The sequence below is a fragment of the Vibrio agarilyticus genome (genome assembly GCF_012641465.1).
Lineage (GTDB): Bacteria > Pseudomonadota > Gammaproteobacteria > Enterobacterales > Vibrionaceae > Vibrio > Vibrio agarilyticus.
In genome coordinates this window covers 34,080-60,370 of the sequence record NZ_JABAIK010000017.1, presented here as the reverse complement: position 1 = coordinate 60,370, position 26,291 = coordinate 34,080, and the positions used below count along the sequence as shown (strand labels likewise).

Annotated in this window: 15 protein-coding genes; 2 read left to right on the top strand and 13 right to left on the bottom strand. The window is 43.8% G+C overall.

Annotation, left to right across the window (positions count from 1 at the left end; all coding sequences use genetic code 11):
• Positions 1-94 precede the first annotated feature (94 nt).
• From HGP28_RS15150 to HGP28_RS15135, 4 genes are all read right to left on the bottom strand, one after another.
• Positions 95-2,896 carry a beta-agarase gene (locus HGP28_RS15150; protein WP_168837316.1) on the bottom strand — a complete coding sequence of 934 codons (2,802 nt, stop codon included), beginning with the start codon at positions 2,894-2,896 and terminating at the stop codon, positions 95-97.
• A 226-nt stretch (positions 2,897-3,122) separates the two neighbouring features.
• The gene (locus tag HGP28_RS15145; protein WP_168837315.1) at positions 3,123-4,334 is read right to left on the bottom strand and encodes a GlyGly-CTERM sorting domain-containing protein; all 1,212 of its coding nucleotides are present in this window, start codon (positions 4,332-4,334) and stop codon (positions 3,123-3,125) included.
• 56 nt (positions 4,335-4,390) lie between these two features.
• Positions 4,391-7,261, bottom strand: coding sequence for a beta-galactosidase (locus tag HGP28_RS15140; protein ID WP_168837314.1), 2,871 nt, complete (start codon positions 7,259-7,261; stop codon positions 4,391-4,393).
• 78 nt (positions 7,262-7,339) lie between these two features.
• A complete protein-coding gene (locus HGP28_RS15135; protein ID WP_168837313.1) occupies positions 7,340-8,785 on the bottom strand; it encodes a carbohydrate porin in 1,446 nt (481 codons plus the stop codon).
• A gap of 512 nt (positions 8,786-9,297) precedes the next feature.
• Here HGP28_RS15135 and HGP28_RS15130 point away from each other — a divergent pair.
• Complete coding sequence (locus HGP28_RS15130; RefSeq protein ID WP_211092019.1) at positions 9,298-11,553, top strand: beta-galactosidase; 2,256 nt, start codon at positions 9,298-9,300, stop codon at positions 11,551-11,553.
• A gap of 80 nt (positions 11,554-11,633) precedes the next feature.
• On the opposite strand, the gene HGP28_RS15125 is transcribed toward HGP28_RS15130, so the two are convergent.
• The 7 genes from HGP28_RS15125 to HGP28_RS15095 all read right to left on the bottom strand — a co-directional run bounded on the left by HGP28_RS15125 (position 11,634) and on the right by HGP28_RS15095 (position 20,899).
• Entirely contained in the window at positions 11,634-12,131 is a 498-nt protein-coding gene (locus HGP28_RS15125; RefSeq protein ID WP_168837311.1) for a hypothetical protein, read from the bottom strand.
• Between the two features lie 199 nt (positions 12,132-12,330).
• The gene (locus tag HGP28_RS15120) at positions 12,331-15,186 is read right to left on the bottom strand and encodes a beta-galactosidase (protein WP_168837310.1); all 2,856 of its coding nucleotides are present in this window, start codon (positions 15,184-15,186) and stop codon (positions 12,331-12,333) included.
• Between the two features lie 28 nt (positions 15,187-15,214).
• Positions 15,215-16,666 (bottom strand): aldehyde dehydrogenase family protein, encoded by a 1,452-nt coding sequence (locus HGP28_RS15115; RefSeq protein WP_168837309.1) that lies wholly within the window; start codon positions 16,664-16,666, stop codon positions 15,215-15,217.
• Positions 16,667-16,684: 18 nt separating this feature from the next.
• Positions 16,685-17,467, bottom strand: a complete 783-nt coding sequence (locus HGP28_RS15110; protein WP_168837308.1) for an enoyl-CoA hydratase/isomerase family protein — start codon at positions 17,465-17,467, stop codon at positions 16,685-16,687.
• A complete protein-coding gene (locus HGP28_RS15105; RefSeq protein ID WP_168837307.1) occupies positions 17,467-18,612 on the bottom strand; it encodes a CaiB/BaiF CoA transferase family protein in 1,146 nt (381 codons plus the stop codon). The genes HGP28_RS15110 and HGP28_RS15105 overlap by 1 nt, the downstream gene beginning before the upstream one ends.
• The gene (locus HGP28_RS15100) at positions 18,609-19,754 is read right to left on the bottom strand and encodes a CaiB/BaiF CoA transferase family protein (protein WP_168837306.1); all 1,146 of its coding nucleotides are present in this window, start codon (positions 19,752-19,754) and stop codon (positions 18,609-18,611) included. Before HGP28_RS15100 ends, HGP28_RS15105 begins: the two co-directional genes overlap by 4 nt.
• A complete protein-coding gene (locus HGP28_RS15095) occupies positions 19,751-20,899 on the bottom strand; it encodes an extracellular solute-binding protein (protein WP_168837305.1) in 1,149 nt (382 codons plus the stop codon). The genes HGP28_RS15100 and HGP28_RS15095 overlap by 4 nt, the downstream gene beginning before the upstream one ends.
• A 292-nt stretch (positions 20,900-21,191) precedes the next feature.
• Here HGP28_RS15095 and HGP28_RS15090 point away from each other — a divergent pair, with 292 nt between their 5' ends.
• Complete coding sequence (locus HGP28_RS15090; RefSeq protein WP_168837304.1) at positions 21,192-23,558, top strand: glycoside hydrolase family 2 protein; 2,367 nt, start codon at positions 21,192-21,194, stop codon at positions 23,556-23,558.
• A 217-nt stretch (positions 23,559-23,775) separates the two neighbouring features.
• Here the strand turns inward: HGP28_RS15090 and HGP28_RS15085 are convergent, their stop codons facing one another.
• Both HGP28_RS15085 and aldA read right to left on the bottom strand, forming a co-directional pair.
• Complete coding sequence (locus tag HGP28_RS15085; protein ID WP_211092018.1) at positions 23,776-24,624, bottom strand: IclR family transcriptional regulator; 849 nt, start codon at positions 24,622-24,624, stop codon at positions 23,776-23,778.
• A 196-nt stretch (positions 24,625-24,820) separates the two neighbouring features.
• Positions 24,821-26,263: an aldehyde dehydrogenase gene (gene aldA, locus HGP28_RS15080; RefSeq protein ID WP_168837303.1), complete on the bottom strand. Its 1,443-nt coding sequence runs from the start codon at positions 26,261-26,263 to the stop codon at positions 24,821-24,823.
• Positions 26,264-26,291: the final 28 nt, after the last annotated feature.

Here is a 26,291-nt window from a genome sequence, read left to right as displayed (position 1 = left end):
TACCAAGCTCAGAGCATAGTTTATCTAAGCTTTGAGGTCTGTTCGTTTGTCACATACCATATCACTACGTGCGTTAGGTATAAGGAGCAGCGTGCTAATCAAAACATCTTGTGAATCTTAGTATCACTAGCATCAGAAAACCAAATACACTTAGACTACCCCCCTCATTTTTATACGGTTTGTTTGTTTCAGGATTAGCAGGCTCTTCCGGGCCCGTTGGATCTTCAGGGTCATTATCACTAATTAAGTCCGCTTGTGTCACACCGATATTGTTGCCACTGTACAATTCATCAATCGAACTCATCTTCATTGTAACTTCAGCAGTCGGGTCTAGCGATGCACAATCATCACCATAAATTTGACAGTTCACCACCCGCGCTTTGTCAGTCATTTCGGTATAAGGTGCATCGGTGACATTAACAAAACCCACATTATAATTTTCTCCATCCCATGCACGACCTGCAATTGGTGAATCAATATATTGGAACCAGTGAGCACCAACAAAATGTTTATTTGCTAGCACACTATCCATATAAGCAGCATATTTTTCTGCACGGTCTTTCTGAGACGCTGCTACTTGAATACCCTCACCATAATTACCACTGTCTAAAGCCCCAAAATGATATTCACCAATAATGACTGGTCGGTCTAAAGTAGCAATTTGCGCTAACTGATCAGCATCCCAATCTTCAGCGATGTTCTTTTTATAAATATTGAAACTCAGAACATCAGCATACTTTGCCGCTACCGCAACAACTTCAGGGGTACGCCCCCAATCAGCAAAACGGTTACCTAAATATAGATAGTTACCAAGGCCTGCTGCTTCTAGTGCCCCACTCACCACGCTATAATATTGTTCAGCAATTTGCGCCATGGTTTTGGCTTCACCGTTGAGATTTCGGTAAGTGTTACTTGGATTCCCTTCATCATCCCAGCTCATTTCGTTATCCACGAAAATACCAACAATTTTGAGTTTCTGTGCAGTACTCAAACTATTCACTTGAGTTGCAATCTCATCTGCCATCATTTTAGCATTTGCTGAAAAATTACTATCCCATGGATCGGGTAATTTCCCCCAATAACCATCAGGACCCATAACTGAGGTTTGTTTACGGCCTGGTCCACTGTTTACCCAACCATTAACAACAAAAGGAATCTCTGACATGGCGTAAAATGATGGATCGGTCCAGTTACCTAAAGTATTAAAGCCCCAATCTTGAAAACGTTTTACTGTATTAATACGCCAAGTTGCTTCATCACCATGGCGTGAGTCACGGTTATTGCCATAAAAACTAACCGCCTCACCACGCGTCACAGGACCTGAGAAAACAGGACCATAGTTACTGTTAATATAGTTACTAGGAATATCAGTAAACATTCCTTGTCGCAACGATGACGGAGTATCATTTGAAACACCTGTCATAGTATAGGTATCAGCAAGACGTATATTGGCAAGACCGCTTGAGAAAAATGCATTACCCTCAGGGTCAACTAAATACCACTTCCCTTGCGGGGTTTTACATACGTTGAATGATGCTGCGTTTGTCAATACACAGGATTGATCCGCTTCAATACCTGAGTTTGGCAGTGCACCACCATATGGGCTGCGTTTTACTAACTTGCCAAGTAACTGCGCCTCTTTAGCTCCTAAGCCAGATAGCTGAGATTTAGATTTGATCTTATTAGTAAAATCGAAGTGATTGTTTTGCCCAAGAGCATCCACTATTTCGCTAAAACCTGTTTGATGATTAAGATCCGGAATAACACGCAGGTTATCGAACACAAACTCGGCTGTGGATTGGTTATCAGTGTAATAACGAATTTCACTGACTTGAGCTAAATCAAGGGCAATAGGGTCTTCCCAGTGACTCATAGAGTAAGCAGGCAGCTGACGCATACCAACTTCATCGACAACGTTCAGCTTTGCATTGTTATTCAAGCTAATATAAACGGTTTTGGTCTCACCTGCCTTGATGTTATAACCATAGCTAGTACCAACGATCTGCTCGCTATCATACCCAGACTGCAAACGGCCATATAAGGTCGTGTCTTGATCGCCGGTATTAGTCACATCTAGCGCAATTGCTCCGTGTTGACCTAGAGTTTCATTTGACCAATTCCAAGCCTCTGATGGATAGAATTTTATTGCATCATAAGCTGCGGGAAAATTGATTTTAGCGGCCTTGGAACCTTGGGACACTTTCGAATCAACCAATGCCAATGTAACGCCACTATCTAAATAGACGTGACTGTACTGCTCTTCGAAATCATCAACAAGTTGCAATGTATTGACCGGTGCAGCCGTAACTTTACTGGCAGGCTCTGGTTGACCAGGTTCTACAGGTTCATCTATTTCGCCATCACTTATGCGAATATTATCGATATAAACTGTTTGATTGGGGGTTTCACCCGTAAAAAATTGTAACTCCATAATGCCTGCTTTTGTATATTCGGCACCTATGTTCCCCCATTCTGTAGTATCCAATGAGAATTTGACATCTTTTAGAGTTGTATTTGCTTCTACATTAAAGAGATCAAAAATGGCACTTCTATCTTCCCAAATGTCATTAGATAGCGCTTTAACTCCGTAATTTACATTCTCACTACCAAGATTTACGATATCGAAAACAACGTATTTTTGTTCGCCCCAACCAAACCAAGTTGGTGCATAAATTTTTGCGCCTCCAGCGTACTTAGCTCCTAGCTCAACTTTAAGAGATTGAACACCATTCGTTACAGGTTCTGTAACTGGCGTGACTCCAGCATCACCATAGCCATCAATGGTATAGCTGTGTTTTTCACCTTGTTCGAAAGAAGTTACTAACTGGGTTGCGGCTAAACTGGGCAATGCAACACCGCTGATTAATAAAGCATAGACGAGTTTACTAAATTTCATTATATACATCCGTAACGTAATGAAATTGACCTTGTAAGGACAATTCAAAAATATAAGGTTTACTTTCACATCACGACATTAAGGTTAACCAAATACTCATCCAGAAACAGTGATACAACTAGCAACTAGCAAACAAATCAACCAATACTGCAATTTTGGTTGATTTGTTTGCCAAAAAGAAAACGGGCACTGATCAAACAGTGCCCGTTTTCTTTGTTTATGCGCCCTATTTTCTACGACGTAAGACGCCCAATGCGGCAACTAGCATTAATGCAAAGCCTCCTAAACTACCACCCTCATTCTTATAAGGCTTATCATCTCCACCCAGACCAGGATTAGGTTCAATGCCTGGATCTGGCGCAACCGTACCTTCACCATCGACTCGAATATTATCAATATAGATAGGCAGAGTATCTGCATTCACCTCGGAATGAAGCATAAATTGAATGCCGCCAACTGCACTTTTAGTAAACTTGCTACCAGCTGCACTTGAATCTAAATTCACTTCGACAGTTTGAAACTCGTCAGACGACTCCAACACTTTCGCCTCCATTAGATTATAGGCATCGCTCCAATCTGTCCCCGTAGAAATTAGTCGCCCTGCAATAGTAATTGACTCACCCGAATTATTGAATACATCAAATTTCAACGTCGCTTTACCTGACCAATCCCAAGGCGTACCACCATCCCACATCGAAATAGCTTTATAAGATGCGTCAAAATCAACTTTCATGGATAACGTATCGTTATCAGAAGCCATATCAGAAGACACTATGTTAGTCGGTGCGTTAACATCTGCATCGATTACAGTGCCAGGTGGAATATCAGCAAATGATTGGACAATCTCCACTGTTGGTTCCGGTTCCGGGGTAGGGTCACCGCCCAAATCACAGCCATCACCTACCGTAGCACTGCCATCTGATAAACGCAGGTTATCGATGTAAACCTTATTATCAGCGGATAATCCACTTGAATCCGCAGTACCAAAATCGATTACTTTAATATCAGCAAGATCAGCGCCGCTGTGGTTATTTCCATCTTCATAAGATAGATCAAGCGAATAAACCGCGGCTGCATCCTGATTTAATGTTACCCAGTGCCAAATTTCCCTGTCTGCAGAATCGATTAATTTCACCAGAAGAGGAACATCAGCCGCACCTGCAGCTTTGATTGCATCAAATGAAAAGTGGGTGTTTTGGGTAAAATCAACCGCTTCTGCTAGCGTTACTTTCATTGATGCCCAAGAAGCGGAAGTATAAGTAACCTCTGCGGCTTGCTGACCGGCTGTACATGTCCCAGCGCTCACTTTATTTACAATACCTGATGCGGCGTCTAGTTTGGCATCAATTGCGTAGTTTTCAAAAGACTCAAAAGCGTGAACTGACATGCTGCTTGCGACCAGCACGGCTAAACATGTGGTGTTGAATAGTACTTTCATCTTAAATCCCTTTTTACTGTGAGGCTCAACAGCGTCGCCGAGCCTCACGTTGTCAGTTATTTGAAGCGGTTAGTATATAAATCTCGGTTAAACTCTTTCGCTGCTTTAATAAGCTCGACATAAGGTTCATCACCGATAGTAATAAAGCCAACATTGTAGTTTTCACCATCCCATGCACGGCCTGTTGCAGGCGAGTCTAGATATTGGAACCAGTGTGCTCCCACCATATATGGGTTATCGACCATAGACTGCATGTAATGCTTATACATTTCACCACGCTCTTTTTGACTTCCAACTGATACAATGCCGCCGTGGAATAACCCTGTATCTGTCGCACCAAAGTGGAACTCACCAATCACACTTGGTTTATCCAGCTCTGGTAAGAGTTTGCGCCAATGAGCTTTCTTACCATTAAGGTCATTTGAGTAGAGGTTGTAACTCATTACATCAACATATTTAGCGGCACCTCGAGCAATCTCCTCCGTTACACCCCAATCAGAGAAACGTGCACCTAAATACAAGTGGTTAGGTAACACTCGCTTAATTTCAGCACGTACAGTAGAGAAATATTTTTCAGACAACATAGTTAACATGTCTGAATAATCCGCTTTCATACCCGGTTTCAGCGTGGTTCTATAATCGAACGACTTTTCAAAGTCAGCCCAAGATGCCACATTGACACCCCATGCCTGGTTTAGTGCAGCAATCGTGGTGTATTTGCCCTTCAGGTGGTCAGTGAACGCACGTTTTGCTGGGCTCCCTTTCACATCATAAGCAAGTGCATTAATGATCAAACCGTAATGGTTCGCTTCATTTAGTGGGTTACCCCAAGAAATTTCATTGTCAACAAACACACCAAGTAGCCAAGGGTCATTTTGGTTATTGACGCGTCCGGCAACTCCTTCGGCCATTTCTCTCGCACTAACCTTGAATTCAGGGTCAAATGGGTCATGAATTGGTCCCCAATAATCGTTACCCGTGCTGATTCGCTTGTGATCGCCTTGAATCCAACCATGTGCTTCATAAGCAATGCGTTCACTACCAAAGAACATAGGGTCAATCCAGTTACCTAGTGTGGTAAAGCCCCAATCAACCATGCGATCTAAAGTGACATCTTTCCAAATTTTCATCGCTTCTTGCTTGTCTACGTTATATTTACGCATCAAGTTAGCTTGATAAAAACTGAACACCTCGCCTTTTTTCACCGCTCCCGAATGCACATATCCTGCGTAGCTATAAGCCTCCGCTAAACGATCACTTTCTTCTGGTAACCATTCAAACATAGAGTGACGAAGGTCTGAGGTAACTTCACGTCCAGTACGTGCTTTAGGATCTGTAAAGTCGACCCCTGTAATAGTTACCGTGTCTGCCATACGAACGTTATCAAGACCGGTCATAAAGAACAGGCAACCTTCTGGATCGACTAAGTTCCACTTTCCATCCACTTTTTCAGTGCGGAAGAAGCCTGTTGCTTCAAGACGAGGACCATTAGCATAACCACCAAATTTACAGCGATCAGCCATTGGCTTCGCTTTTCCAAGATTAGCGAGTTCTTGTTTACCTTTTTCGATTAGCTGATCGTCAGACTTGATTTTCTCTAACCACCCATCGCCCTTGAACTGCCCATACTGATCCACAATACCGTTATAACGAGTTGCATCTGCATCAATATTTGGAATCAATCGAATCGAATCGACAATGAACTTTGCATCTTTTGTTGGGTTTTGTAGATAAAGTTGAATCGCATGGATATTAGAGGTGTTAAGACTTGTTTCCCCCCAACCATAGCTGATTGCCTGTGCGTCATAAGACATTTTTGGCGGTTCTGCACGCATACCTGAAACTACATGACCTTTCAATTGTGAAATTGGCATGTAATAAGTTGACTTCTTGTTTGGTAGCAGTGTGGTATAACTTGAAATACTGTCTTTCACACCATCCGCTGTTCCGCCCCAACCTGAATTTTCGGCTTGGTCAACGCGCACGAACACTTGAACCGGATCGTCTGTTGGGTTTTCGATATCAAAAGCAATGTTGAAATCGCCCGCTTCTGACCAATTCCATGGTTGCGGTGGCATAAACGTGACATTCGGATAATCGTTAGACGCCGAAAGTTTAACTTCAAGACCTTTGCCATTTTCAGTATCTACAACTCTCGTGGTTGCCGATACGCTGCGTTCTGCTGCGACGAATGTAGGATCACCATCATTAAACTCTGTGACAACCGCTAAAGTTGGGATTGGCCCCGCTGCAACGACTTTTTCTTCTGCCGAAATAAAATCGCCAGTGGCTTCAATTAGCTCTAAGTTGTCTAAAATAATGGTCTGCTTATCCATTGGGCCTTGCACAAATACTTGGAATTCAGCCAACTTGCGTAGGTTTAAGTTATCCCCCCCCCAGTAGCCTTCAAGCTTACGTTTGCCACCGTTGAACAGCATTTCTACAGTTTGCGTTTCACCTGCTGCAAGGCTTACTGCATAGTTAAGTTGGTTGGTCTCAGCCCCCATTTGACCTACGTTATCGACAATTTTTAAAATAATATTGGCAGGGCTGTCTGTTGGGTTAGTAATATCAAGTTTAAAACTGCCTTTATTGTTCCAGTTCCACAGTTCGCCTTGTGGCATTATTTTGACATTCGGCCAATATTTGAATTTATTTGCCTCGCTGACCGCGTCAAAATCGACTCTGACTGCTGCTGTGCCATTTGTTACACCAGCATCAGTTACCAATTGCACTTTAGCATGATCAGTGACAAGACTATCGACAAACGATTGAGATTCAAAATCTGGCGTTGCTGCACCTGCACTCTCTTCTACTTCAGTCGCTGAAGATGCAGTGCCTGACGAAGAGCCCGTAGAGTTACAACCGTATAAGCCTGTCAGCGCAACCGCCACTAACATAGCCAATGAAGTTTTTTTTATTTCCATAATAAATTACCACTTTTGAGATAGGCGCTCAGAAAAGAGCGCCTTGATATAGTGTTGTAGGGTGTTCGTGATTTGCAATTACCACCAAGTTTCGAACATCACGCCCACAGTAGTGGCGTCACGTTTACCCGGTTCGCTGATCAAATTAGATACGTTTTCAAGGCTCCAAGTTGGAGTTTTGGTGTATGCCGTTGTTTCTGTATCTAACTTGCCGTAGGTCACAAAGAAACGAATAACAGGACGATCCCAGAAGCCACCACCGATATGAAAATCTTGAGCTAAAGTGATTTTATAAGAAGAATTTGTGCCAGACTTAAAGTCTGGATTTTGTGAACGGACTGATGACTTAACATCAAAATCCATCATATCGTAAGCCAGTTCTAAATTCGTTGAGAAACGCTGATTCCAAATATAGGTACCACGCACAACAGCTTGGTTCCAAACACTCTTATCATAGGGTTGTTCAGCACTCTTCGATAAGTCCGCTACGTTCTCGTTATACACAGCCGTTTCATGAGATAGCGCATATTGTACGCGGTAATGCTCGCCAAACTCTTGCATACCATCAAAGAAGCCGCCGTATTGATAACTTGGAATCGGTAACCAACTTTGAGTAATAGAAGATGGCGCTTTATAACCATAACGTGCCACTAAGCGATTAAATTCACCCCAGTCCCCTTGTTTTATTGCAAAACCAACTTGGAAGCCATCAGGGTGATTATCTTTTGCTGTCATATAGCCTGGTTGTTCTGGATTAGGCTCCATGTCGCCATCAGAACCAATGTAAGTACGATAAGTGGCGAATAAATCACCATTAATGTCATTAGCAAGGTTAACACCATGAAGCTTAGACACTAGCGAATAATACGAACCTCCCCATCCATTTTCACTTGTACAATTCCAATCTGCATCCCAAGCTGTACAATATTTATGGCTATTCTTACCCCAACCATCTTTCACGACCGCAACGTTTAACTTACCAAAACCAAGATTAAGATTGTCGACACCAACACCAATACCGTCAGCATTAACATGCTGGTAACCGTTCAATGAGTTCTCATAACGTCCGTAATAACGCTTACCCATCCAAATACCAGCTTCTGGGTTTGAAGGAAAAATACCAGTACCGCTTACCCACCACTCATCTAAATAGAAGTAATCACTCTCAGTTGAACCCGATTTAAAATCACTTGCACCAGTAAATAAATTGATATGGGTTACCCAGTTCATATCATTATTGGTAATACCATAATCAACATGAAGCTCTAGTTGACTTCCTCGGTTACCTAAATTGCCCGTTGGTTTATATGGATTACCCGCGGTTGCAATAATATTCATACCATTATCGGCTTTCTCAGCTTCGCGGCTTACAAGGCGATCACTTGTAGCACCAAACGCCGCTCTACCATAACCAGACGTTTTTAGGCCTTCCACATACTGGATTTCACCAGCATGAATTGGCTGTGTAACAGCGATTCCAATAGCAACTGCTAGCACAGATAGAGATGAGATTGTTTTTTTCATTGTTTTACCCATTTTTAAACACTGATCCTTAAAAACGAGATGTCAAAATACTCGTAAACTAAGGTGTACATAATTAGCTAATGCTTGATGTTTTTAGGTAGCATTATCGTTGTTTCTGTCTATACAATAACAACTGGTTATCCAATTTACCGTGACAAGGTTAACAATTGAACCCAAAGATCGACCTTTTCAATTAAATGACAATATAATTACGAATCTGAACCACAATTTTCCATACAAAGTACAATCAAAGTTTCTTAAAGTATCAATAAATAAACTCAGTAGATAGATGAGAAACAAACAACCTAACCATATGATTTAAAAGAAAATGATAGCCTCACAAATTCAGAATATTTATTTGCAAAAAAGTCAGTAAAGTGTAAAGATCTAAGATTTTCTATATTCACTGCATTTAAATAAATTCCAAAAGTTGCGACGTTCATCAACAATTGGTCAATCAATTAGGGTAGTATTGTTCAACAATAATGCATGTATTTATGGAACAGCCAAGTATGAAGCCTAAGATTGAAGATTTTCGCTATCAAACAGAACACGACACCTCGATCCCTTTATTTTGCAAGGATAAGTCCACACTAACTAAGAATTTTGACTTTAAAAATATGCAAGCTGAGTTGGTTGAAACACCCACAGAAGCTTTGGCTATAAAAGTTCATTGCAAAAGTAAAGACAACTTCTACACCTCTATGTATCTGAGACCAGAAACAGGCGTAGTATGGGACTGGAGCGAACTTTCTAGCTTCTGCTTTGCGTTTGATGTGCAAAATCTAAATAAACGGTCCACTCAAGTTTTTATCAACCTGTTTGACCATAATGGTCAAATGCATAGCCGTTGTATCAATGTTCAGGGTAATAGCTTAAAAACCTATATGGTTGAGCTTAAGGGGGAGTTACTTAAAGGCAGAACCAACTATTATACTGGTTTGCGCTCTAACCCTGCCCCATGGAATAGCCCGCATATCTATGCGACTTGGATGTGGGGCTCTATGAATATTGACGTTTCTAGTATCGATCATATCGAACTCAGCGTTCATGGTACTTTAATTGATCACAATCTTATATTCTCCGACTTCCGCCTAATGCAAAGTCCAGACATTAACCCTAATTATTTTACTCATGTGATTGATAAATTTGGTCAGAACGAACATGTTGAGTACCAAGAAAAAGTCCACTCAACTGAGGAACTGCAAGATTTTATGGAGCAAGAGCTTGAATCCCTAAAGCAAGGAGCTATGTCTGACCGTTCCAAGTTTTCGGGCTATAAAGACGGAAAACAGTATCAAGCAACCGGCTACTTCCGAACTCAAAAAATCGATGGAAAATGGTCACTTATCGATCCTGAAGGCTACCCATACTTTGCTACTGGCATTGATGTCATTCGCCTAGCCAACGCCTACACGATTACCGGTAATGACTACGATAACTCGCTAGTTCCTCAGCGCGATCCTGCCGATTTAACTCCAGAAGACTCGATTGAAAAACTGACCGTCTCCGATGAAGCTAAGCAAACGGCCTTTGTTGCCAGTAAAGTCCGCCGCGACTGTTTTCAATGGCTCCCTTCCTACGATGAGCCACTAGGTGAACACTACGCCTATATGCGTGAGTTATTTGATGGTGCCGTCGACCGCGGAGAAACGTTCAGTTTCTATGCCGCCAACCTAGAACGAAAATATGGCAAGAAAAACTACCTAGAAAAATGGCGAGAAGTCACTGTAGATCGTATGTTGAATTGGGGTTTTACCTCTCTAGGCAACTGGAATGCGCCTGAGTTTTACAGCAACGACCGAATCCCATTTTTCGCTAACGGCTGGATTATTGGCAACTTCAAAACCGTGAGTAGCGGCGATGACTTCTGGTCGCCACTGCCCGACCCGTTTGATCCTGTGTTTGCCGAGCGTGCAGAAGTCACTGTACAGCAAGTTAAAAATGAGATGAAAGGCTCACCTTGGTGCGTCGGTATCTTTATCGACAACGAAAAATCATGGGGACGAATGGGCACTATTGAGGGGCAGCATGGTATTGCTATTCATACCCTAAGCCGCAGTGATAGCGAGTCTCCAACTAAGGCTGTGTTCACGCAAACACTCAAAGACAAATACGTCGATATCACCGCCCTCAATGCCCGTTGGGGTACTGACATTGCGTCATGGGATGCGGTTTCTGACGGACTTTCTGGTCTAGAGCACAACGAAGCGCAGTTAAGTGACTATGGATTGCTGTTAGAAACCTATGCTAGTGAATATTTCCGTATCGTTAACTGTGCCCTTAAAAAGCATTTACCCAACCACCTATACCTTGGGGTGCGTTTTGCCGATTGGGGTATGACGCCGGATGTAGTGCGAGCGGCAGCTAAGCATTGTGATGTGATCAGCTACAACTATTACAAAGAAGGGCTGCACCCTAAAGCGTGGGAGTTCCTCGCTGACGTTGATATGCCAAGTATCATTGGTGAATTCCATATTGGTGCCAAAGATACTGGTGTGTACCATCCAGGTTTAGTTTGTGCTCACGATCAGACTGAACGCGGTGAGATGTATGAGTCTTATATGCAGTCGGTGATCGATAATCCATACTTTGTTGGCGCTCACTGGTTCCAATATATCGACTCTCCAATTACCGGCCGCTCATATGACGGTGAGAACTACAACGTTGGCTTTGTCTCTGTAGCCGATGTTCCTTATCAACCTATGGTTGAAGCAGCAAAACGTTTACACAGCAATATGTATAAGCGTCGTATTAATAAAAAGTAGTGGTGCTTTTATTAATTTATAGCGGCATACAATGTATGCCGCTATTTTTTCAATCATAAAAATCTGAAAGAAAAGTATTTTTATACAGACTCATCAAAGATATAGCTAAACCATTTTTCTATATCAGAAACCTTTTCTTCTGGCCCTCGAAAAGTAACTAACTTTTTATTTTTTGCTTGTGGCCAAGTTAATTTCCCCGTAGCCAAAGCATCAAGAATATCTAGCTCAGTAATTAATAGTAAATCTTGTTCTGATGGCAACTCATTTAACACTGTCAAACGAGGTTTTGCTGCGCTAACCACTTGACTATAGTGACGACTTATCGGCTCTAGTAGCGCAAAGTCCAATCGATTTGGATAAGCATAACCGAGTCTATTCTCCAAGGAAAACTTCATAAAATGCTTAGGTTTAGCTTGATTCTCAAGCATATGTTTTTTTCTTGCTTTGACTATCCCTCTCACCACTTCTTGCACTTCATTGGTACCAATTATGGCGACATTAGTTCCATAGTGCAGTGCACATGCATTGGCCCAAGAGGAGAGTGTCACAAGTAGTATTAAAAAGTAGTGCTTAGACATTATTCATCCCTTTACTTATTTACACACTATAATAACCTATCGAAGGTGATTAATTTAACGTATCTAATATTAAATAAATTAGCTTTAAGGTAATTTTCGAACAATATATTAATTAATCAATAGCTATCATTTAATTCTATGATCTAAGCATACTAAAAACCCCCTATGAAAGGGGGCATAATTAATCTAACATCAACTGCTATTGATTTTGCAGCGCTAATCGTTTTGGATACATAGTTCGATTGAACTGAGTCGCTTGCTTAACTAGCTCTCGATATGGTGTATCGGTAACGGTGACAAAGCCCACATTGTAGTTTTCACCATCCCAAGCTCGCCCTGTTGCTGGCGAATCTGTGTACTGGAACCAATGCGCACCAACAAAGTATGGGTTCTCCAATATACTGTTCATATAGTGGGTAAACATCTTACCGCGCTCTTTTTGGTTCGGCGTGGTCACAATACCACCGTGGAACAGTCCTGTATCTGTAGAACCAAAGTGGAATTCACCAATAATTGATGGTTTATCCAATTTTGGCAGTCGACTCCAATCACCTTTCGATTTTAGATCATTGGCGTAGAGGTTATAACTCATCACATCAACGTGAGGTGCCGCACCTTTTGCTACTTCAGGAGTGATCCCCCAATCAGCAAACCGCGCACCTAAATACATGTGATTTGGTAATACCCGAGCGACTTCTTGCTGCACCACAGAAAAATACTGAGAAGCGATCATTTCTAACATCTGACCATAATCCGCTTTCATTGCTGGGTTTAGAGTGTCACGGTAGTCAAAACCCGCAGCGAAACTATCCCAAGAGTTGATATCTTGACCCCATTTTTGAGCTAGGTTATCGACTGTTTTATACTCTTGCTGCAAATAGTCTGTGAGCGCTTTTTTAGCGGGACTTTGTGCTGCATCATAACTTAGCGCATTGACAACTAAACCATAACGGTTAGCTTCATTTGCCGTATTACCCCAACTCATTTCATTATCAATGAAGACACCGATAAGCCAAGGATCGTTAACTTCTACTTCAGTGGCTATTTTATCCACGGTGTTTTGTGCTGCTTGCTTAAATGCTGGGTCAAAGGGGTCGGGAATGGGTCCCCAATAATCATTCCCTGAGCTAATTTTCTTGAACTCGCCACCAAACATGGTCCAGCCATTTGCAACATAGGGGACGCGCTCGTTACCATAAAAAGAGGGGTCAGCCCAGTTACCTAGTGAGGTAAAGCCCCACTCCAAGTTACGATCTAACGAGACATCACGCCAGATATCGAGCGCTTCTTGAGCGGAATCGGTATTGTACTTACGCATCAAGTTCGCTAGATAGAAGCTAAATACCTCCCCCTTTTCTACCGCCCCTTTGTGTACAAATGGAACATAATCGTATGCCTGAGCTAGTGGGGAGTCCTCTTCTGGCAACCAAGTAAACAGGGAACGTCGTAATTTTGATTTTACCTCTCCACCTTGACGCCCCTCTGGCTGCTGATAATCCACACCTGTGATGGTCATGGTGTCGGTAGTACGGAAGTTATCGATACCCGTCATAAAATAGATATTGCCTTCCGGATCAATCATATTCCACTGACCATTCGTCTTCTCGACTCGGAAAAAGCCCGTGGCCTCAAATTTTGGCCCTTCGCTCCAACCACCAAATTTACTGCGATCTGTGTTCTGTTTTGCTTTACCGCGCTCGGCTAACTCTTGTTGACCTTGCTGTTGCAGTTCATCCAAAGAGTGCACTTTCTCTGGCCAATCTGAACCTATGTATTGACCAAACTGATCGATAAGGCCATCAAAGCGACTAGTATCCGAGACAAGATCAGGGATCAAGCGTAAGTTGTTAACCACCAACTTATAGTCTTTGTTGGGCTGCATAAGGAACAACTGAACGGTGTAGATGCTGTCTAATTTATCTAGCTCTTCCTCACCCCAAGAATAAGTAATCGCTTGAGCGTTATAGCTAGCTCTTGGTGGCTCACCTCGCATACCAGAGACTGCATCTTGGCTTGGTTTAGTGAGCGCCATATAGTAGGTACTATCGGAGTTTGGAGTAATCGCCATAGAGCCGACCATGCTGTCTGTAACGCCATCTGCGGTACCGCCAAACACTTGATGATCGCCCTGGTCGACACGCACATATACTTGCACCGGGTCGTCAGTTGGGTTTTCAATATCAAACGCTAGGTTAAAGCTGCCCTGTTTAGACCAATCCCAAGGCTGGCTGGGACGAAATGCGATACTTGGATAATCCGAGGCTTGACTAAACACTACCTCTAACGCCTTATCCTGATTTTTTCCGTCCACGACTTTTATTTGGCTAGCATTACTGAGGTCTTTGAACACCATACTAGTATTGCCTGTTTCAAATTGACTTAACGTGGCAACGGTTGGGATAGGGCCAGCGTCTATTTCTACCACATCAGAGGCAATAAAATCTCCCGTTGCACCAACAAGCTCAAACTGACTGAGTGCCGCTTGTTGTGCATCCGCAGGTCCTTGTACATACACTTGGAATTCACTGATTGTTTTTAAATCCAATTTTTCGCCACCAAAATAGCCTGGCAACTGCCTTTGGGTGCCATTGAATAACAGCTCAACTTCGCGCTCTTCACCCGCTTGAAGTTGGAAGGCATAATTAAGTGCATTGGGCGCTGAGCCCACCATTCCCACCCTATCTGATAACTTAAACACTAAACTTAGCGGATCGCTATCCGATGGGTTTTTAACTAAAACTTTCAGGCTACCTTTATCATTCCAGTTCCAATGACCCGACTTAGGTGCAAAGCGGATATGTGGCCAAATCTTAAATTTGTTCTCTTCCGATACGCTGTCAAAATCGACCGTCAGTAGAGATACATCGCCAGCTTTTGCTGTCGATGTCTTAGCATTTGATGCCGTCATATTGGGCAACAGACCGTTATGGATAAAACTCTCCGCTGCTAGCTGTCCAACATCTGTATTAGAGGCGATATCACTCCCGCCACTTGAACATCCATAAAGCGATAGAAAACTTGCCGCTAGAGCAAGAGATAATGCTGTTCTTTTCATTTCACGTCCTTAATTTACTCTGTTTTTATTATTCGTAGCTCCAGTACACTACACGTTTTTGTAGGTAGTTCTCGATACCATGGATACCATCTTCACCACCAATACCGCTGCGTTTATGGCCAGAGTGATAACCTTGGACATTACCAGTAATCTGGCGATTGACAAACACAGTGCCGACCTCTAACCGATTGATAGTGTGCATTATTTTATTGACGTCTTGAGTGTAGATATAAGATGAAAGCCCTTCTTCACGATCGTTTGCGATCGCTAATGCCTGCTCAAAGTTTTGCACTTTTATGATGGGCATTACTGGTGCAAACATCTCTTGAGCTGCCACAGGCATCTCGGCGGTGACTTCGGTTAAAACTGTCGGCTCAAACCAGTGACCCTTTTCAAACTCTTTGCCTGCTGGGCGACCACCACCGATGACAACTTTGGCACCCATCGCAACCGAGGTGTCAATCATGTCGGCAACACGATCTAGGCCTATTTGGGTCACACTAGGTCCCATATCCACATCCTGCATCGGGTCACCGACCGTAATATCTTTGACTTTTTCCAGTACTTTATGAGTAAACTCTTCTGCGACAGATTCCTCGACCAAGACCAGCTCATTACAGATACAAACTTGACCACAATTGGCGTAACGGGAGACCACTGCCGCTTCTGCCGCTTTATCAATATCTGCGTCAGCAAGAACGATAAAGGCCGCCTTACCACCTAGCTCCAACACCAGCCCTGATACATTGTCAGCCGATGCTTGATAAATCGCCTGACCTGCGGGCGTACTTCCCGTCAGAGAAACCAATCGAGTGAGCGGGTGGGTCACCAACTGCGAACTCACCTCAATACCAGCGCCACTGACAAGATTGATCACACCTGCAGGAATCCCCGCCTCTTCGACTGCTTTACAAAATTCACTCGCGGTGACCGGTGTCGCTTCATGGGCTTTTAATACCATGGTGTTACCTGTTACCAAGGCTGGACCTATCTTGCGACCAATTAAAGCTAGCGGATAGTTGTAAGCACAGAGACCTAAAGTCACACCATAAGGAACACGATTAATGTGAATCTGTTCATTTGCGCTATCAGATGGAAAAATTTCTCCTTGGATGCGGCGGACTGCTTCAGCAGAGTATGTTAGGTAATTGAGCGTATCATCAAACTCACCATAAGCTTGTACTAGGGTCTTTCCCTGCTCTTTAACAATCAGCTTGGCGAAGTGATCACGTTTTGGCTTTAATGCTTCTACCAATCTATGAATATAGCGACCGCGCTCAACCGCTGGCAGCAGTTGCCATGCTAATTGCGCTTGCTGTGCGCTTTGCATCGCCGCTTCTACATCGTCCGCAGTGCAGTCCGGTACGGTTGCCCATACTTGTTCATTGGCAGGATCGATAACCTCAAAAGTCTTGCCATTCGAGGCGTTTACCCACTGACCGTGGATAAAACATGGATAGTGTTTCACGTTATTGTTCATTGTTATTCCCGTAATGGTTTATGTACCAGAAAACTTCGCTGCTCGTTTTTCAACAAACGCTAAAAAGCCCTCATTGGCATCCTTGGTTTCATAAAGTTCATCAACGTATTTTTGTTCTATTGCTAATCCCTGTTTCAGTGAGACTTCAACCCCCTCTCTTAGCGCTTTCTTTGTGGCTGCGATGGCAAGACCAGGCCCATTGGAGAGCCCTAAAGCGTAATCAAAGGTTTGCTGATGCAACTCTTCCTCAGAGTAAAGACGGTTTACGATTCCCCAGTGATAAGCCTGTTCGATATTAAAATTGTCACCACTTGCTAACAGCTCCAACGCTCGGCTTAGACCGACCAATCGAACTAACCTTTGTGTGCCACCGTTGCCCGGAATCAAACCCAGTTTGATCTCCGGGAGCCCAAGCAGATAGCCGCCATTTGCTGCAAATCTTAGGTCGCATGACAGAGCAATTTCTACCCCCCCCCCCAAACAGTGCCCCGCTATTTGCGCAATATAGATCTTGTTACTCGACTCTATGGTTGCCATATTCAAACGCGCCTGAGTGACCATCTTTTGATTATCTTCGGTGGAGTTTTGCGAAAAGGCATGAATATCGGCACCTGCGCAGAAGAACTTCGCTAGGCCACTTTTGACTATTACGGCATTTACTGCGCTATCTTGCTCAGCTTGTTGTAAAGCTTGGCCAAACTGAGTCACCATAGCCAAATCGTAGGCATTGGCTTTAGCACGTTGCATAGTAATAATGCCAACACCATTATCTTGATGGTAAATAACTGATTTATCTTGCATTACAACACTTCCTGCTCACTAAACTCTTGTCGAATTTGTTCGGTGTGCTGCCCCAAGGTTGGCGCACCTAATGAATGGAAAAATATCTCACCATCGATACGAATGGGGCACCGAGTGGTTTGGTAACTCTCACCGCCCTCAACTTGCACTGTCTGCAGCATATTGAGAATTTTGAATCCGTCATGAGCGAGCAGTTGTTTCCAATCAAAAACTTCCGCACACCAAATATCAGCAGGCTCTAGAATCTGCAACCAATAGCCAGTGGTTTGAGTGCTCACCAGTTCTCGCAAGATATGTTTGATCTCATCACGTTTGCTGTACCACTGTCCGGGATCATCAAAAGCCAATAGTTGGGGACAATTCATCAAATCTCCTAGCTTTAGAATCGATCCCATCGCTAGGGCTAAGTAGCCATCTTGAGTTTGATATAAGCCGTAAGGTGCACCGACTAGAGGATGTGCACCACTGACCTCCCCCCGCACAACCGGTTCGCCATCTTGGTAAAACAGCGTAAGAGGCTCAAATTGAAAATCGAGTATGGCTTCTAGCATACTGACCTCAACCAAGGCACTCTCACCGCTGACCAACGCAGCTAGAACACCCTGAACTAATTGACCACCAGCAAACATATCGGCAATGGCTAACCCCATAGGCATAGGCCCATATTGGTCATTGCCTGTTTGCCAACTCAACCCAGAAAGTGCTTGAACCAATAAGTCTTGACCCGGTTTACTCCTCCACGGCCCTTGTTCACCATATCCAGAAACAGCACCGTAAATAATATTTGGGTTAACCGACTTAACCTCTTGATAGCTCAGCCCCAAGCGCTCCATAACCCCAGGTCGAAAGTTGTGAATCAAGATATCTGCTTTTGCTACCAGCTTTTGCACTAACGCTCTATCTTGCTCTGAACCTTTTAGATCCAGTTCTATACTCTGCTTATTGCGGTTAATCGCTTGATAAAAAGCGCACTCGCCAGCGATTTGATAGGACTCTCCGTATAAAGTCCGTGAAAGATCACCCCGATTGGCCTGCTCCACTTTAATCACCCTAGCGCCAAGATCAGCGAAGCGCAGCGCCGCACAAGGGCCTGACAGCAGTTGAGTAAAGTCCAACACGGTTAAACCTGTTAGAGGTAAGCTCATAATTGAAACTCCAAAGAAATGGCATCAGTATCCGCCCCAAGTCGAGGTGCGGCTTTTTGTGATTTAAGCGTGTGGCCATTGAAGCGGATCGGGCAGCGAGTGGTACGGATATGAGTCTGCTCATTGCGAGCAACCACTTGTTCCATATCCAAACTTAAGTAGCCATCACTGGCGACCAGTTTTTGATAGTCATTAACTTCAGAGCACCAGTAACCCACAAGCTCTAAACGTTCTATCCAGTATGCGGTGCTGCGCTGTTTCAATATGTCCGCTACATCGGCTTTCACCTCATCTCTATGGGTGAAGTATCTGTCGCCATCTAGCCACTTAGCTAAGCGTTGATCTCCTAAACCTTGATGAAGCACTGACATCTTGCCCATCGCAAGTGCGATGTAGCCATCCTGTGTTGGGTAGATTCCATAAGGCGCACCCAAATAAGCATGCGCACCATTTTGTTGACTGCGTACAGGCTCGAACTCTGGGTTATTAAGGTAAGCGGTCAATCCTTCAAACTGAAAATCGACCACAGATTCCATTAAACTGACGGCTACCTTAGCTCCAATACCCTGTCGGCGTTTGCGCACTAAAGCGGCGAGAATACCTTGCGCCAGATGGGTGCCACATAACATGTCGGCTACCGCTGCGCCAAAGGGAATTGGAGGGTGCTCGCTGTTGCCGCTGAGCCAAGTCAAACCTGACATGGATTGAGCGAGTAAATCTTGGCCTGGCTTATCTCTCCAAGGCCCCTCTTCCCCATAACCACTGACCTCTGCGTAGATGAGCTGCGGGTTAATCTGTTTTACCGCCTCATAATCCAATCCCAATCGCTGCATAATTCCAGGACGGAAGTTATGGGTGATAACGTCGACTTTACTAATGAGCTTTTTCACTAGCTCAATATCGTCAGAATTTTTCAGATCGGCGACAAATGAAGATTTATTGCGGTTAACGGTGTGAAATAGCACACTATCTCCGTCAGCCCACATCCCTTTAGTCGCAAGTTGACGACAGGCATCACCATACTTGGGACGCTCAATCTTAATAACGGTTGCCCCCAGATCGGCAAGGCGCAGCCCAGCATAAGGGCCGGCCATATATTGGCTAAACTCCAACACCGTTATCCCCTCTAGAGGCCGCTTCATAGGGTGATTCCTTTAGAAGTGACGTAAAGGTCATTGAGGTGATTTAATACCGCTTTTGCATCACCACCATTCATCAAATAGTCTCGAATTGGCGCTCCTGCATGGTCTTGGAAATACATATGTCCGTGATATCGAGGACGCAGGAAAGCTCGCTCAAGTGTTGGCATGGTATCGATGAAATAGTTGTCTGATGTTGCGTTAGCAAACTCGCTCAACCAAGCTTCCTTGTGACCCGGTTGACCACCAAACTCAATAAAGAAATTGGCTTGCATCTGTGGGTTGGCGACAAATTGTGCATACTGAGCAGCGATCGCTTTATGTTTAGAAGATGCAGATACGGCAAAGCCAGTGCCGCCAAGAGTGGTAATCAAGCGGCCGTTACCGTCTAGATCAACCGTATCTGCAAATTTGAGTAACTTACGAGCATAATTGGGTTTGGCATAGTTGGCATAACCGTAAGCAAATGGACAGTAAGCAAAGTTGTCACTTTGCGTCATTGCCTCATAAACTTGGATCGGGTTCCAATCAAAACAGCGCTTATCTAGATGAATAGACAGCTCTCTCAGCATCTGTAAGCTTTTGACACCAATCTCTTCACTAACAACGTATTGGTCATTGATACATGGCGCTTCACCTAATGTGCAACACAACATGTAGAAGTTCATTAAGGTATCTTGAGGAATAGAAGGCACCGCAACCGTTCCTTTGCGAGCCAACTCCATTAAGTCACTCCAGGTTTGTGGCATGGCTTTACCCAAACTCTCCAGAATGTCCATACGGGCTGAGGCTACCGGCGTTGCCGCATCCATGGCTAATGCCCACTGCTGACCGTTGTACCCATAACTGACATGCGAGTGACCCACAGAGTGGTTGGCTTGGTCGTTTAAGAATTCGGCAGGCAGAATATTATCTAGTGCTTCAATTACGCCAGTCTTAGCAGCAAAGCCAGCCCAAGGGTGATCGATAACCAATAAATCATAGCGCTCAGCTAATTGATCAATCGGCTCATCAGCAAACGCTTGTAGTGAACGTTTTTCCCAAACAATTCGAACGTCAGGATTTAACTCTTCAAAACGCTGAGCCGTCGCAACTAAGGGGGTAAAACCGCGAGTGTGGTTCCAAGTAATGCCTTTAAGTGTAATCACGTAAATCTACCTCATATATGAATATTTAATTTATATATAAACTATAAGCACGGATTTATTAATAAGGTCAAGTCTATTTTAATATCGAATACAAAAACTGTGACGCTTACAATTCGTACAGACTGGTAGCCTATTTTTATTGTAATAGCATGAAAAAGGCTGTTTGTTTGAGCTATATCACACAGTGACATCAGTTTGCGATCTGCATCAACTCCCAAACAACAAATTTAATTTTTATTTGAATAAACGCTTCATATATGAATATTATATTCACATCTGATTCGGAGGATATATGACACGCATTAATTTAGATTTAAGTGGTGAGCGTTGGCAGATGGAGCGCATGCGCCCAGGTCAAGGCGTCAAAGAGGGGCTGCATTTGTTGCCTGCTGAATATCAAGGCACACACTTTAGCTGGAACTTCGCTAAAGTACCGGGGGATGTGTATAGCGATCTCTATCGTGCCAATGAGATCGACGATCCCTATTTCGGTCGCAATATGCATAGAGCCAAATGGGCTGCTGAATATGAGTGGTGGTATAGCCGTCGCTTTGCCCTACCAAACGAGATGCAAGGCAAGAAGATCCGTTTAGTATTTGAAGGGGTTGACTATAGCTGTGAGGTTTGGCTTAACGGTCAATATCTGGGTCGTCATGAAGGCATGTTCTCTGAGTTTGAGTTCGATATTACCGAAGCAGCAAGCTTTGCTGACTGGCGTGATGGCTCTAATATGCTGATGGTCAAGCTTGATCCACCACCTAAAAACTACCGCAATTGTGGCGGTAAAAAGGTCAACTTTTCTGGCGACTATTTTTCAGGTCTTGTTCCTTTTGGTATCTGGAGACCTGTACGGGTCGAAGCAACCGACATCGTTAGTGTTAAAGATATCCGCACTGACGTTAAAGTCACAGCGCAAACAAGCGCGACGGTAAAAGCTCAGTACACGCTCATCAACCACACCGATACTGCGCAGCAAGTGACTGTAGTTTCTCAGTTACACGGAAAAAACTGTGAGACGGGTGAATACGTTGCAGAAGCCAAACTCACTGTTCAACCGGGTGAGACAACACTAGATGCCGAAATCGATGTGCCTGACGCCAAGCTTTGGTGGCCATGGGATATGGGTGACCAAAATCTGTATGATCTTAATGTCATCGTTAACCAAGACGGTCAAGAGCTCGATGCGACCAAAGAGACCATCGGCCTTCGTGAAGTGACCATGGACTACAACCCAGGCTACACACGCGATGAAGCCGAGTATCCTTGGACCTTCTTTATTAATGGTAAACGCCACTTCCTTCGCTCTGCTTGTTGGGGAGGACAGCCGTCATTCCTTTATGGTCAAAACAGCCTATCGAAATATGAAAAACGTATTCAAATGGTCCGTGAGGCTAACATTAACAACCTGCGTATCTTCGGTTGGCACCCGCCAGAGATCCCTGACTTTTACCGTCTATGTGACGAGTTAGGTATTACCGTTTGGACTAACTTTACATTGGCAACCCAAGCCTACCCTGAAGATGAGGCTTTCATTAACGGTGTATTGCATGAGTGTGTTGAAACCGTCAAGCAACGTCGCAATCATCCATCCAATATATTCTGGATGGGGGGCGAAGAAGTCTTCTTCTCCGGCGCTCACGAAGAGAGTGGTAACAAACGCCTAATGGAAGTGATCGGCGAATCTGTGGCTCAATATACCGATGTGCCATATGGCCTTGCCTCACCATTAAGTTCAGAGTCTGCGCAAAATATGGGCTTTAAAGCACATGAATCTATCCATGCAAACGAGCACTACTATCAAGGTGGCGCCGAGTTTATGGAAGAGTACTACCCTGCTTTAGATTGCTGCATTATTCCTGAGCTAACCGCAGCGTCTGCACCATCAATTGAGAGTTTGAAGAAATTTATTCCTCAAGATGAAATGTGGCCAATGGGACCAAGCTGGGCTTATCACTGGGCAGATATTGATATTCTCAAGAACCTAAACTTTGAAGTCTTTAATGACTATAAAATGGGCTCATTAGAGGAGTTTGTCGAAGCAACTCAGATAGCTCAAGGAACAGTGATTCAGTTTGCTCTCGAAACCTACCGCCGTCGCAAACCTAAAATGAGCGGCGTTGCTCTGTGCCACTTTATTACCCATGTGCCTGATATCAAATGGGGTGTGGTCGATTTTTATGGTGAGAAGAAAATCAGCTTTGACTATTTAAAACGGACTTATCAGCCACTTCTGCCTAGTCTTGAATTTAGTAAGCGGCGTTGGGATGCGGGTTCCAATTTCCATGCAAACTTATGGCTAGTTAATGACTATCAATATCTGCTTGAGGATTTGACACTTGAATGGCAGGTGCTCTATCAAGGTCAAGCAACCGAGTGCAACGGCAGCATAACCCAGAGTGTTAAGGTGGACTCAGCGACTCAATTGGCTACGATAGATTGGCAAGTGCCTTCTGGTGCTCAAGGTGAGTTCGAGATTGCCCTGAGCCTCAAAGATAGAAGTGGCAAAGAAGTCGCCAACAACCATTACGTCCTGCTGATTGGTAATCAAGAGCAAGCGAAGCAGCAAAGCTTAGCTTATTTAGCCCAAGCTCAAGAGCGTCTGGAACGTCACGGTCACTGCATCTACCGCTACTGGCCAGAAATGTGGGACAACGAATAAGCTGTAAGCTAATTGAAGTCAAGGCATTAACCTAGCCATAAGCAATGGTGTTTGTGCCAAGGATGGTGCGAGTCAAGCGCACAAGGACGTGCTTGCAGCTATCTTGTATTGGATGAGTTAATGACCTTTGTTAGCACTATAAAAAGAGGCATTTCGCCTCTTTTTTGTTTCTATTTTCTGTTTTAACTTGAAAGCTAAGCCTTTATTGTTGAAACCGTTAACAACCTAACTGCTCGCTAATCCTGACCGCTGTTTCACGCAGTTTAGCAATCAGTTCATCAGTATCTTTTTGAACATTGAGAGCAGACGGCATAGTTGACATAGACAACGAAGCAATCACTAAGCCCTCAGGATGCCCAACTAGGGTTGAATAATCCTCTACGCCAACAACAAATGGGCTAGCGGCTACCAAGTAGCCCTGATCACGAATCATCAGCAACTCCTCAAATAGACTATCTCGTTTAACTTGCGACATTTTCGCAAACTCAGGATCGCGCTCCAAAATCATATCAGTAACCTCTTTGTTACTGTTGGCTAAAAGAATCTTACCCGGACAGGTAGAGCGAGTAGAGAGCAAGGTCCCCTCTGCAATGTTTAGTGATACCGGTTCGTGACTTGCTGCATGGACAATCACCATAGTCTGGCTTTGATACAGCATGGTTAAATAACAGGAGTTACCCGTGGTAAATGCCAAGTCTTCCATATGCGGTATTGCACATTGCCGAATTTTGTCTACGGGTGTAATTCTTCTCGATAGATTATAGATTTTGAGGGACATTCGGTATTTGCCAGAGACTTCATCGCGATGCAAGTAGCCTCTTGCCTCCAGTCCAACTAGAACTCGGTAGATTTCATTGGCACTACGGTTAAGTGCAGTGGCGATCTCAGCTTGAGAACGAGGAGAGTCTTGCGAGGTCAAGTACTCCATAATATCCAAGCCTTTATCTAAAGCAGGAACAGCATATTTATTAGTTTTGTTTTTTGGTTCCATTGTCTTCTCAATAATATTTTCCGGTAAAAGATCAGTATAAACATAACCAAACAAAGCTCTGTTCCAACGACCCATCAATATGCGCTCAAACTCATATTGTGACAAAGGTGATCTAATACAACCCATCCACCATATTAAGCGCTCTAAATGCATTGATTGCAAGCGATCTAATTACAAATCACAAGTGGACGATAAAAAGTGGTTATATACCCAAATAACAAAACCGAAGGACTGCACCTTCGGTTTATTAGTAGTTTACCTAATCACTCAATTAGCCAAAGTTGACATAAAACGTCTTCTTCTCTAGGTACTGCTCAAAACCATACTTACCATCTTCACCGCCAGTTCCACTCAGTTTATAACCGTTATGAAACCCTTGGTGTTGTTCACCGTGACCTCGGTTAACGTAGATTTCACCACACTCTAGCTCGTGAGTTAAGCGGTGGATGTACTTCATATTTTGAGTACAAATCATTGTCGCAAGACCGTATTCACTGTCATTTGCGTAATCAATAACTTCCTCAAACGTTTCAAATTTGATTACTGGTAGAATCGGGCCAAACGCTTCTTCATGTACAATGGTCATGTCTTGAGTGATATTGCCAAGAACCGTTGGTTGAAACCAATAGCCTTTCTCGAACTCGCCACCAGTAATGCGCTCGCCACCACAAAGAACGGTCGCGCCCTCTTCTTTCGCTTTAGAAACCAACTCAACCATATGTTCAAGCTCACGCTTGTTGACTTTAGGGCCCATATCTGAATCTTGATTCATTGGATTGCCCACTTTAAGTGCTTTAACCTTCTCCATAAAGATCGCCATAAACTCATCATAGACAGATGAGTGCACGTACATACGTTCATTACAGGTACAGACTTGACCACAGTTGTCAAAGCGCGAATGCAGTGCGGCAGCCGCAGCTTGCTCAAGGTCAGCATCTTCCATCACGATAAATGGCGCTTTGCCACCCAATTCAAGCTGAACGTGTGCCATATTATTAGCACAAGATTTAATAATCTGCTGACCTACAGGAGTAGATCCTGTCATTGTAACCATATTAGTATACGGGTGACCAGTTAGCGCACCACCAAGTGAAGCGCCACCACCAGTAACAATATTTAGTACGCCGGCAGGGATGCCGACCTTTTCCGCTAGATAACCTAGCTCTAACGTAGCTAACGGGGTCTCCGATGTCGGTTTAACGACAATAGTATTACCAGCAACTAGAGCTGGGCCAATTTTACGACCTGCAAGTGCAAGCGGAAAATTCCATGCAGTGATCGCTACCACTACGCCGCGAGGAATTTTTTGAATCCAGATATGCTCGTCTTCATTGTCAGACTGAACTATATCTCCATCCATTTGACGAGCCCAATCACAAGCATATTCGATAAATGAAGCTGTCACATCAACTTCGCCACGCGCCACTTTTAAAAGCTTACCTTGCTCTTTTACTAATAGCTCAGCCAAGAACTCTTTATTGTCACGAATTTCCTGAGCAAATTTACGTAATAGTTCAGCGCGCTGCCTTGCTGGCACTCTCTTCCACTCACTTTGAGCTTTCTTGGCAACACTTAATACATAATCAGCATCACTTGCATCACCGTCTTGAATTTCAGCAACGATTTCTTCATTAGATGGATTAATCACCCGATCAATCTTACCACTTGTTGCATTAATCCATTCACCGTTTACATACATTTGGTAACGTTTCATGTTGTTTTCCACACTAACTATCCGAGAA